The following is an 11,065-nucleotide window of genomic DNA, read 5'->3' as shown; positions in this document are numbered from 1 at the left end:
TGAACGCGTTTTCCCATTTTGTTTTGGACACGCTGCTTTCGCACCACGGCGTGCAAGATGCGCAATCGAGTTTTGTGTTGAAAGAAATTAAAAACACGACCGCTCTGCCTTTGGTTCATTTGGTTCAGGATTAATGATTTGAAACTGATAAAGGCCGTCTGTTGTTCAGACGGCCTTTTGAATTCCAATGGTTTGCTTTAACATCCATACACTTGTATACTTTTTAAGAATAATTCACATAAGCTTTTGCTATGACTGACACCGCCCATCTCGATACCGATACTGTTTCAGAACATACCAAACAATGGCTGGAAAAAGCCGTTATCGGCCTGAATCTCTGCCCGTTTGCCAAAGCGCCGCACGTTAAAAACCTGGTTCGCATCGTTGTCAGCGAATCCCGTCATTTGGACGGTTTCCTTGAGGACTTAGATCGTGAATTGCAACTTCTGGGCAATACGCCTGCTTCGGAATTGGAAACCACTTTACTGGTTCATCCGACACTGTTCCCTGATTTTGAAACCTTCAACCAAATGCTGGAAATTGCCGACGATGCCGTTGTAGAAAACGAATTGGAAGGCATTGTCCAAATTGCGCCGTTCCATCCCGATTTTCAATTTGAAGGCACTGAAGCCGACGACATCAGCAACTACACCAACCGCTCGCCCTACCCGACCTTGCATCTGATTCGTGAAGACAGTATTGCCAAAGCGGCTGAAGCATTTCCCGACGCTTCGGCAATTTTCGACCGCAATATCGCGCTGCTGGAAAAAATGGGGCACGAAGGCTGGGATAAATTAGACATTCCGCGTTGTCCATTTCCACATCACAAGCCGTCTGAAAACAAATAATTGGTGACGGGAATATGGTTCGCTATTTATTGATTTTTTGCGGCGCAGTGTCGCTTATCTTAGGCATTATCGGCATTTTCCTGCCATTACTGCCGACTACGCCTTTCATTTTATTGACCGCCGCCTGCTGGGCAAAGGCTTCGCCGCGCTTTCACAATTGGCTCTATCATCACCGCTATTTCGGCCCGATCATACAAAACTGGGAAAACAACGGCGCCGTGCCGCGCAAGGCAAAGTTCTTCGCTATCGGCATGATGGCTCTTTCTTGCCTGTTTATGTTTTGGCAATTTCCAGAACGCTGGTGGATTGGTGCCGTTTCATCAGTCTTCTGTAGCTGCGTGGCTGTGTGGATGTGGTTACGGCCGGAGGCATAAAATAAAACAGGTGGGCATTTTCGCTTACCTATTTTTTTTGTTTTCATACCCAATTTATCCATTAAAACAATCAGTAAGAACTAAAACACCCTATTCATCCTCATTTTTCAGACGGCCTCCATTTATTCAATCAAATGTAAATTTTAGCTAAAATTAATTCAAAATATTTTTTCGATAGCATTATTTTTAAAGTTTCAAGCTCCTGTTTCAAAAACATTTTTTTACTACTTCCAACTACTCCCATCGCTTTTATTCCTTTATTTGTATCAACATTTCTTTTGATTCCAATACTCTAAACCGTCCCTTAACACTTGCTTTGCGTTATACTTTCCCCTGACACAACCGCGCAGTTCGTCTGGATATTTTCAGACGGCCTGAATATTTCACCGCCGTGCTCTCTCAACGAAGTTCCTCACGGCGCAACAGAATAAAAAGGAAATACCATGCGCTATCTCTCATTTTCACTGCTTCTTGCCGCCCTTCCTGCTGCGGCATCCGATTTTAACGGCTCATCCGCAAGCCTGCTTTGGGGTCTGCCGTTTGCACTGATTCTCTTGTCTATTGCACTCGGGCCTCTGTTTTTCTCCCATATTTGGCACCATCACTTCGGCAAAATTACAGCGTTTTGGACGCTGCTGTTTTTAACGCCGTTTATCGTAACCTTTGGTTTCGGAGCCGGCGTACATACCGTTGCCCACGCGTTGGTTGAAGAATATATCCCCTTTATCCTGTTGCTTTTGGCACTCTATACCATTTCAGGCGGTATTTTTGTCAGCGGCGACTTGCACGGCTCGCCCAAATTAAACACAACCCTGTTGGCAGTCGGCACGGCTTTGTCGTCCATCATGGGGACGACAGGCGCGGCGATGCTGATGATTCGTCCGCTTTTGAAAGCCAACCATAAACGCCACTACCGCGTTCACATCGTGATTTTCTTCATTTTCTTGGTGGCGAATATCGGCGGCGGTCTGACTCCTTTAGGCGATCCTCCTTTGTTCTTAGGATTCCTGAAAGGCGTAGATTTCATGTGGACGGTCAAACACATGCTGATGCCTGTATTGATCAGTTCTGTGGTTTTGCTGGCCGTTTTCTACATCATCGACAGCCGACACTTCAACCGTGAACAAAGCGAACACCTTGCTCCTGCTCCTTCCGATAAAGAAGACAAAGTCAAAATTTACGGCAAATGGAATTTTCTGTTACTGGCCGGTGTAGTCGGCGCGGTTTTGCTGTCCGGTTTGTGGAAACCAAATCATCCGGGCTTTGAAATCTTGGGCAGCCATTACGCCTTGCAAAACCTGATGCGCGATGGCATTTTGCTGGCTTTGACCGCCGTATCTTGGATTATTACGCCCAAACAGGTACGCGCAGGCAATGAGTTCAACTTCGAGCCGATTGCCGAAGTGGGCAAACTGTTTTTGGGTATTTTCATTACGATTTCACCTGTTTTGGCGATTTTGAAAGCCGGCGAAACAGGCGCATTGGCTTCCGTGGTTTCTTTGGTTCACGACGCGGCAGGCAATCCGATTAATGTGATGTATTTCTGGATGAGCGGCATTTTGTCGGCATTCTTGGATAACGCGCCGACTTATTTGGTGTTCTTCAATATGGCCGGTGGCGATGCCCACGCCTTGATGACAGGCCATCTGTTCCATTCGTTGCTGGCAGTATCCATGGGCTCTGTATTTATGGGTGCGCTCACTTATATCGGTAATGCGCCGAACTTCATGGTCAAAGCCATTGCCGAACAACGCGGCGTACCGATGCCTTCCTTCTTCGGCTATATGGCATGGTCGGTGATTGTATTGGTACCGCTGTTTGCCCTGCATACGATGGTTTTCTTCGTTTGGCAGCTCTTTTAAACTTAGAGGCCGTCTGAAATTCAGACGGCCTTTTATTTTTAGCTATATCATCAAATATAGCGTTTAAATATCAATCAGTTAAAAATTATTTCCCTTAACACTCGATTACACATTCCTACTTTTTTCCCACTTTTCCCGTAAAAATAAGCGTAAAACTGACATAAAGCAGCCTATACCTGATAAAATCTAAAGCTTTGTTGTTTGCGTTTATTCGTTGTTTTTATAGCAAACCTCTGCTTTTTTCAGGCAGCCCATCCTTTGTTTCAAAGCATTACATGCCGTCTGAAAAAAACAATCCGACATCCGAATCTCAACCCACCAAAAAGTAACGCATCCTTATGATTAAGATAAAAAAAGGCTTAGACCTGCCTATCGCAGGCAGACCGGAGCAAGTCATTTATGACGGCCCGGCCATTACCGAAGTCGCGTTGCTTGGCGAAGAATATGTCGGCATGCGCCCCTCGATGAAAATCAAGGAAGGCGAAGCCGTCAAAAAAGGCCAAGTGCTGTTTGAAGACAAAAAGAATCCGGGCGTAGTATTTACTGCTCCGGCTTCAGGCAAAATCGCCGCGATTCACCGTGGCGAAAAGCGCGTACTTCAGTCAGTCGTGATTGCCGTTGAAGGCAACGACGAAATCGAGTTCGAACGCTACGCACCTGAAGCGCTGGCAAAATTGAGCAGCGAAGAAGTGCGCCGCAACCTGATCCAATCCGGTTTGTGGACTGCACTGCGCACCCGTCCGTTCAGCAAAATCCCTGCCGTCGATGCCGAACCATTCGCCATCTTCGTCAATGCGATGGACACCAATCCACTAGCTGCCGATCCTACGGTCATCATCAAAGAAGCCGCCGAAGACTTCAAACGCGGCCTGCTGGTATTGAGCCGCCTGACCGAACGTAAAATCCATGTATGTAAAGCAGCCGGCGCAGACGTGCCGTCTGAAAACGCTGCCAACATCGAAACACATGAATTTGACGGTCCGCATCCTGCCGGTTTGAGTGGCACTCACATTCATTTCATCGAGCCAGTCGGTGCGAACAAAACCGTTTGGACCATCAATTATCAAGATGTAATTGCCATTGGCCGTTTGTTTGCAACAGGCCGTCTGAACACCGAGCGCGTAATTGCCTTGGGGGGCTCTCAAGTCAACAAACCGCGCCTCTTGCGTACTGTTTTAGGTGCGAAAGTATCGCAAATTACTGCGGGCGAATTGGTTGATGCAGACAACCGCGTGATTTCCGGCTCAGTATTGAATGGCGCGATTGCACAAGGCGCGCACGATTACCTCGGCCGCTACCACAATCAGATTTCCGTTATCGAAGAAGGCCGCAGCAAAGAGCTGTTCGGCTGGGTTGCGCCACAACCGGACAAATACTCCATCACGCGCACAACCCTCGGTCATTTCCTGAAAAACAAACTCTTCAAGTTCACGACAGCCGTCAACGGCGGCGACCGCGCCATGGTGCCTATCGGTACTTACGAGCGCGTGATGCCGCTGGACATCCTGCCTACCTTGCTTCTGCGCGATTTAATCGTCGGCGATACCGACAGCGCGCAGGCTTTGGGTTGCTTGGAATTGGACGAAGAAGACCTCGCTTTGTGCAGCTTCGTCTGCCCGGGCAAATACGAATACGGCCCGCTGTTGCGCAAGGTGCTGGAAACTATTGAGAAGGAAGGCTGATTATGGGCTTGAAACATTTTCTGGAAAAAATTGAACCGCACTTCCTGCCGGGCGGCAAACATGAAAAATGGTATGCCCTCTATGAAGCTGCGGCGACGATTTTCTACACATCCGGTGCGGTAACGCGCAAAGCGGCACACGTCCGCGACGCGCTCGACTCCAAACGCATGATGATTTTGGTATGGCTGGCTTTGTTCCCCGCCATGTTCTTCGGTATGTACAACGTCGGCGCGCAGGCATTCGGCGCGCTGACGCCTGATTTGCTGCAACAAAGCATCGCCAACGACTGGCACTACGCCCTTGCCAACGCTTTGGGTATCAATATGTCGTCTGAAGCGGGCGTGTTGGGCAAAATGCTGTTCGGTGCGATTTTCTTCCTGCCGATTTACGCGACTGTATTTGTTGTGGGCGGCTTCTGGGAAGTCTTGTTCGCTACTGTACGTAAACATGAAATCAACGAAGGTTTCTTCGTGACTTCGATTCTGTTTGCTTTGATCGTTCCCCCTACCCTGCCTTTGTGGCAAGCCGCTTTGGGTATTTCTTTCGGCGTTGTGGTTGCGAAAGAAGTATTCGGCGGTACAGGTAAAAACTTCATGAACCCTGCTCTTGCAGGCCGTGCTTTCTTGTTCTTCGCTTATCCCGCCAATATTACCGGTGACACCGTTTGGACAGCGGTTGACGGCTATTCCGGCGCAACTGCGTTGGCTCAGTGGGCGGCACACGGTTCAGAAGGTCTGAAAAACGCCGTTACCAATCAATCCATCACTTGGATGGATGCGTTTATCGGTAATGTGCCCGGTTCTATTGGCGAAGTATCCACTTTGGCACTTTTAATCGGCGGCGCGTTTATCGTGTTTGCCCGCATCGCTTCTTGGCGCATCATTGCCGGCGTGATGATCGGTATGATTGCGATGTCTTCGCTGTTTAACTTCATCGGTTCGGACACCAACGCCATGTTCTCCATGCCTTGGTACTGGCACTTGGTCGTCGGCGGCTTCGCCATCGGTATGCTGTTTATGGCGACCGACCCGGTTTCCGCTTCCTTTACCAATGTCGGCAAATGGTGGTACGGCGCGCTTATCGGTGTGATGTGCGTGTTGATCCGTGTGGTCAACCCTGCTTACCCCGAAGGCATGATGTTGGCGATTCTGTTTGCCAACCTGTTTGCCCCGATTTTCGACTATTTCGTCGCACAAGCGAACATCAAACGCAGAAAGGCGCGCAGCAATGGCTAAGAAATTCGATAAAGACAGCTTCAGCGGCACGCTGATTGTGGTATTGGTTGTCAGCCTAATTTGTTCCATCATCGTTGCTGGTGCGGTCGTCGGCTTGAAACCCATCCAAGAGAAACAAAAACTCCAAGACAAACAAGGCTATATCTTGAGCGTAGCTGGTTTGATGGATAAAAACACCGACATCAGCAAAACCTTTGCCGAACGTATCGAGCAACGTGTCGTGGACTTGGCAACCGGCGAATACGTCGCCGATGCGCCTAAAGACTTCAGCGCACGCGTTGCCGGCAAAGACCCTGCCCAAAGCATCCAAATCAAACCTGAAGATGATTTGGCAGGCATCAAAAGCCGTGCCAAATACACTGAGGTTTACTTGGTAAAAGGCGAAGACGGTAAAGTCAGCCAAATCATCCTGCCTATGCACGGCAACGGTTTGTGGTCTGTCATGTACGGTTTTGTCGCCATTCAACCTGACGGCAACACCATCAACGGCATTACCTACTACGACCAAGGTGAAACCCCGGGTTTGGGCGGCGAAATCGGCAACCCTCTGTGGCAAAAAAAATTCGTCGGCAAAAAACTGTTTGACGAACAAGGCAAATTTGCCCTGCACGTCGGCAAAGGCGCAAGTTCAGACAAAGAACACGGCGTAGACGCCCTCTCCGGCGCATCGCTGACGTCTAAAGGTGTGCAAGGTTCGTTCGACTACTGGTTCGGCGAAAACGGCTATATCCCCTACCTGAACAAATTGAAATCAGCAGGAGCACAATAATGGCTGACATGAAACGCTTGAAACATTTGATGTTCTCACCCTTTATCGACAACAACCCGATTGCCTTGCAGGTTTTGGGTATTTGTTCGGCGCTGGCAGTTACCACCAAACTTCAGACGGCCATCGTGATGGGTATTTCCGTCAGTTTGGTAACCGGTTTTTCCAGCTTCTTCATCTCGCTGGTGCGCAACTACATTCCAAACAGCATCCGCATTATCGTGCAGATGGCGATTGTCGCGTCACTGGTTACGCTGGTTGACCAATTGTTGCAGGCCTATGCCTATGAATTGTCCAAACAGCTCTCCGTATTCGTCGGCCTGATTATTACCAACTGTATCGTGATGGGTCGTGCCGAAGCTTTCGCTATGAAAGAGCCGCCGCTGGAAAGCCTGGTGGACGGCATCGGTAATGGCGCAGGTTACGGCATGATGCTGATTATCATCGCCAGCATCCGTGAATTGATCGGCTCGGGCAAACTCTTTGGTTACACCATTTTCCAAACCGTACAGGACGGCGGCTGGTATCAAACCAACGGCCTCTTCTTGCTGGCACCGAGCGCGTTCTTCATCATCGGCTTTTTGATTTGGGGTTTGCGCACATGGAAACCCGAACAGGCGGAGAAATAAGACATGGAACATTATTTAAGCCTTTTTGTGAAATCCGTCTTCATTGAAAACATGGCGCTGTCCTTCTTCTTGGGCATGTGTACTTTCTTGGCGGTATCGAAAAAAGTATCCACCGCATTCGGCTTGGGCGTGGCTGTAACTTTCGTACTCGGCCTGTCCGTCCCTGCCAACCAACTGGTTTACTCGCTGTTGAAAGACGGCGCGCTGGTTGAAGGCGTGGACCTGACCTTCCTGAAATTCATCACCTTCATCGGCGTGATAGCCGCTTTGGTGCAGATTTTAGAAATGTTCTTGGACAAATTCGTCCCTGCCCTTTACAACGCATTGGGTATCTACCTGCCCCTGATTACCGTAAACTGCGCAATTTTCGGTGCCGTATCGTTTATGGCGCAACGCGAATACAACTTCGGCGAGTCCATTGTATATGGTTTCGGTGCAGGTTTGGGCTGGCTTTTGGCTATTGTCGCTTTGGCGGGCATTACCGAAAAAATGAAATATTCGGATGTCCCTAAAGGCCTCAAAGGCTTGGGCATTACCTTTATCGCCGCTGGCCTGATGGCAATGGCGTTTATGTCGTTCTCCGGCATCCAGTTATAAGAAAGGAATCGGCATGGAGATTATTTTAGGTATCGTGATGTTTACCGTCATCGTCTTGGTTTTGGCACTGATGATTCTGTTTGCCAAATCCAAGTTGGTGAGCGAAGGCGACATCACCATCAAAGTCAATAACGAAAAAGAGCTGACGATGCCTGCCGGCGGCAAACTGCTGGGTGCGCTTGCCAGCCAAGGCATCTTCGTTCCTTCCGCCTGCGGTGGCGGTGGCTCATGCGGCCAATGCCGTGTTGTCGTGAAAAGCGGCGGCGGCGACATTCTGCCGACCGAGTTGTCCCACATCAGCAAACGCGAAGCACGCGAAGGCTGCCGTTTGTCTTGTCAGGTCAACGTCAAAACCGACATGGACATCGAAGTACCGGAAGAAGTGTTCGGCGTGAAAAAATGGGAATGCACCGTCATCTCCAACGACAACAAAGCCACGTTCATTAAAGAACTCAAGCTTGCCATTCCCGAAGGCGAGGAAGTTCCCTTCCGTGCCGGCGGCTACATCCAAATCGAAGCCCCGCCGCACACCGTTGCCTACAAAGACTTCGACATTCCCAAGGAATATCACGAAGACTGGGACAAATACAATCTGTGGCAATACGTTTCCAAAGTGGACGAGCCGATTTTGCGTGCCTACTCCATGGCTTCGTATCCAGAAGAAAAAGGCATCATCATGCTGAACGTGCGTATCGCCACGCCGCCTCCGCGCGTACCCGATGCGCCTCCGGGACAAATGTCTTCTTACATCTGGTCGCTTAAACCCGGTGATAAAGTAACGATTTCCGGTCCGTTCGGCGAATTCTTTGCCAAAGATACCGATGCCGAAATGGTATTTATCGGCGGCGGTGCGGGTATGGCTCCGATGCGTTCCCACATTTTCGACCAGCTGAAACGTTTGAACTCCAAACGTAAGATTACCTTCTGGTATGGTGCACGTTCTAAACGCGAGATGTTCTATGTCGAAGACTTCGACCAACTCGCAGCAGAATTCCCGAACTTCACATGGCACGTCGCCCTGTCCGACCCATTGCCTGAAGACAACTGGGACGGTTACACAGGCTTCATTCACAACGTGGTTTACGAAAACCACCTGAAAAACCATGAAGCACCGGAAGACTGCGAATTCTACATGTGCGGCCCTCCGATCATGAACCAGTCCGTGATCAAAATGCTCAAAGACTTGGGCGTGGAAGACGAAAACATCCTCTTGGACGATTTCGGTGGCTAACAGACAAAAAGGGAGAAACTTCGGTTTCTTCCTTTTTTTATTGCCAGGCCGTCTGAAAACCATACTTTCAGACGGCCTGAACCTTTCTTTTACGATACAATAAAGGTTTTAAAAAATAATCCGCAAATCCCTTATGTCGTTTCTTCCCAATTCGTTTTACCGTCTGATAATCGGTTGTACCGTTGCCATCGTTTCCGCACTCACACTCTCTGCCTGCCAACCCGAAAAACAACAAACCATTACCCTGCAAGGCGAGACCATGGGCACGACCTATACCGTCAAATATCTTTCAGACGGCCAAGACAAACTCCCCTCCCCTGCCGAAATACAAAAACGCATTGATGACGCACTTAAAGAAGTCAATCGGCAAATGTCTACCTACCAGACCGATTCCGAAATCAGCCAATTCAACCAGCTGCGCACCGTCAATCAAGCCATGCCCATTTCCCAAGACTTTGCCTATGTAACCGGCAAAGCCTTGCGTTTAAACAAACTGACGCACGGCGCACTGGACGTAACCGTCGGTCCTTTGGTCAACCTCTGGGGATTCGGCCCGCAAAAAGAAATCACGCACGAACCGACTGCGCAAGAAATCCAACATGCTTCAGAAATGGTCGGCACAGACAAAATCAAACTTTCCCAAGACGGACAGCAGCCTACACTTGCCAAAACCCATCCCGAAGTCTATTTAGACCTATCTTCTATCGCCAAAGGCTTTGGCGTGGATAAAACCGCCGCCGAACTTGAAAAACTCAATATCGGCAATTATTTGGTAGAAATCGGGGGTGAGTTGCATGGCAAAGGCCACAATGCGCAAGGCAACCCTTGGCGTATCGGCATCGAGCAGCCCAATATCGTTCAAGGAGGCGCCACCCAAATTACCATTCCATTGGACAATAAATCACTGGCTACGTCCGGCGACTACCGCATTTTCCATGTTGATAAGTCAGGCCGCCGCCTTTCCCATATCATCAACCCTAAAACCAAACAACCCATCAGCCACAACCTTGCTTCCATCAGCGTAGTAGCTGAAAACGCCACACTTGCAGACGGCCTTTCAACCGGCTTATTCGTCCTCGGAGAAACCGAAGCACTTAAACTTGCCGAGCAAGAAAATCTCGCCGTTTTCCTTATCATCCGAACTCCGCAAGGCGGCTACCATACTGAAATGTCCAGCGCATTCAAAAAATTATTAAACTAACCTTCAGGAATACACACATGAAAACCCTCCTCCTTACTTTCGGTATCTTTATCCTTGTCATCCTCGGCATGGCAGTCGGCTATATTTTCTCCAAACGCACCATTAAAGGCAGCTGCGGCGGCATTTCCTCTCTCGGTATGAAGAAAATGTGCGATTGCGATACGCCATGCGATACCTTGCAAAAAGAGCTGGATAAAAAACAACATTCCGACAATCAAGGCATCAAGGTCGATCATTAAAGTCGTTTTTGAATATTTATTCATGATTTAAGACCGCTTATCCCCTATCAGGCCGTCTGAAAAATAAAAGAGCGTGACCCCAATGGATACACGCTCTTTTATTTTGCCTCTTATTAAAGCAATTCAAAAATATCTTGCATACACATTTGAAACAAGCCTCCAAACCAATCGGGAAATAAAAAAGAAAAGCTCCTGCAGAACAGGAGCTTTTTCTTGGAAGAAACCGGATTATTTCAATTTAGTTTCTTTGTAAATAACGTGTTTACGGGCTACCGGGTCAAATTTTTTGATTTCCAGTTTGCCAGGCATAGTACGTTTGTTTTTAGTAGTTGTGTAGAAGTGACCAGTACCAGCACTGGACTCCAGTTTGATTTTATCGCGCATTGCAGTAATCCTTAATT

General features: G+C 48.7%; 12 protein-coding genes and 1 pseudogene. 12 read left to right on the top strand and 1 reads right to left on the bottom strand.

Features of this window, described 5'->3' with window-relative positions; translation table 11 throughout:
- From ACTHUT_RS09035 to nqrM, 12 genes and pseudogenes are all read left to right on the top strand, one after another.
- Positions 1 to 134 (top strand): annotated as a pseudogene (locus ACTHUT_RS09035) (ArsR family transcriptional regulator); the annotation flags it as partial.
- Between the two features lie 117 nt (positions 135 to 251).
- Positions 252 to 848, top strand: a complete 597-nt coding sequence (locus ACTHUT_RS09030; RefSeq protein WP_250599667.1) for a DUF1415 domain-containing protein — start codon at positions 252 to 254, stop codon at positions 846 to 848.
- A 14-nt stretch (positions 849 to 862) separates the two neighbouring features.
- Positions 863 to 1,222 carry a YbaN family protein gene (locus tag ACTHUT_RS09025; protein WP_250599665.1) on the top strand — a complete coding sequence of 120 codons (360 nt, stop codon included), beginning with the start codon at positions 863 to 865 and terminating at the stop codon, positions 1,220 to 1,222.
- A 443-nt stretch (positions 1,223 to 1,665) separates the two neighbouring features.
- Positions 1,666 to 3,084 carry a sodium:proton antiporter gene (locus ACTHUT_RS09020; protein ID WP_250599663.1) on the top strand — a complete coding sequence of 473 codons (1,419 nt, stop codon included), beginning with the start codon at positions 1,666 to 1,668 and terminating at the stop codon, positions 3,082 to 3,084.
- Between the two features lie 338 nt (positions 3,085 to 3,422).
- Positions 3,423 to 4,766 carry a Na(+)-translocating NADH-quinone reductase subunit A gene (locus ACTHUT_RS09015; RefSeq protein ID WP_440418741.1) on the top strand — a complete coding sequence of 448 codons (1,344 nt, stop codon included), beginning with the start codon at positions 3,423 to 3,425 and terminating at the stop codon, positions 4,764 to 4,766.
- A gap of 2 nt (positions 4,767 to 4,768) precedes the next feature.
- Positions 4,769 to 6,001 carry an NADH:ubiquinone reductase (Na(+)-transporting) subunit B gene (locus ACTHUT_RS09010; RefSeq protein ID WP_250599661.1) on the top strand — a complete coding sequence of 411 codons (1,233 nt, stop codon included), beginning with the start codon at positions 4,769 to 4,771 and terminating at the stop codon, positions 5,999 to 6,001.
- Positions 5,994 to 6,770, top strand: coding sequence for a Na(+)-translocating NADH-quinone reductase subunit C (locus ACTHUT_RS09005; RefSeq protein ID WP_070615830.1), 777 nt, complete (start codon positions 5,994 to 5,996; stop codon positions 6,768 to 6,770). The genes ACTHUT_RS09010 and ACTHUT_RS09005 overlap by 8 nt, the downstream gene beginning before the upstream one ends.
- Complete coding sequence (locus ACTHUT_RS09000) at positions 6,770 to 7,396, top strand: NADH:ubiquinone reductase (Na(+)-transporting) subunit D (protein WP_250599659.1); 627 nt, start codon at positions 6,770 to 6,772, stop codon at positions 7,394 to 7,396. Before ACTHUT_RS09005 ends, ACTHUT_RS09000 begins: the two co-directional genes overlap by 1 nt.
- A gap of 3 nt (positions 7,397 to 7,399) precedes the next feature.
- Positions 7,400 to 7,993, top strand: coding sequence for an NADH:ubiquinone reductase (Na(+)-transporting) subunit E (gene nqrE / locus ACTHUT_RS08995; protein WP_250599657.1), 594 nt, complete (start codon positions 7,400 to 7,402; stop codon positions 7,991 to 7,993).
- Between the two features lie 13 nt (positions 7,994 to 8,006).
- On the top strand, positions 8,007 to 9,224 hold the full coding sequence (gene nqrF / locus ACTHUT_RS08990) for an NADH:ubiquinone reductase (Na(+)-transporting) subunit F (RefSeq protein ID WP_049352532.1): 1,218 nt from the start codon (positions 8,007 to 8,009) through the stop codon (positions 9,222 to 9,224).
- A gap of 133 nt (positions 9,225 to 9,357) precedes the next feature.
- Positions 9,358 to 10,425 (top strand): FAD:protein FMN transferase, encoded by a 1,068-nt coding sequence (locus tag ACTHUT_RS08985; protein WP_250599655.1) that lies wholly within the window; start codon positions 9,358 to 9,360, stop codon positions 10,423 to 10,425.
- A 17-nt stretch (positions 10,426 to 10,442) separates the two neighbouring features.
- Positions 10,443 to 10,664, top strand: a complete 222-nt coding sequence (nqrM, locus tag ACTHUT_RS08980; protein ID WP_063069108.1) for a (Na+)-NQR maturation NqrM — start codon at positions 10,443 to 10,445, stop codon at positions 10,662 to 10,664.
- Positions 10,665 to 10,892: 228 nt separating this feature from the next.
- Here the strand turns inward: nqrM and rpmG are convergent, their stop codons facing one another.
- Positions 10,893 to 11,048 carry a 50S ribosomal protein L33 gene (gene rpmG, locus ACTHUT_RS08975; protein WP_003684373.1) on the bottom strand — a complete coding sequence of 52 codons (156 nt, stop codon included), beginning with the start codon at positions 11,046 to 11,048 and terminating at the stop codon, positions 10,893 to 10,895.
- Positions 11,049 to 11,065 lie beyond the last annotated feature (17 nt).

This window comes from Neisseria sp. P0022.S010, from assembly GCF_051956635.1.
Note: the sequence above shows the minus strand (reverse complement) of the source record. Positions and strands in the feature narration are given on the sequence as shown.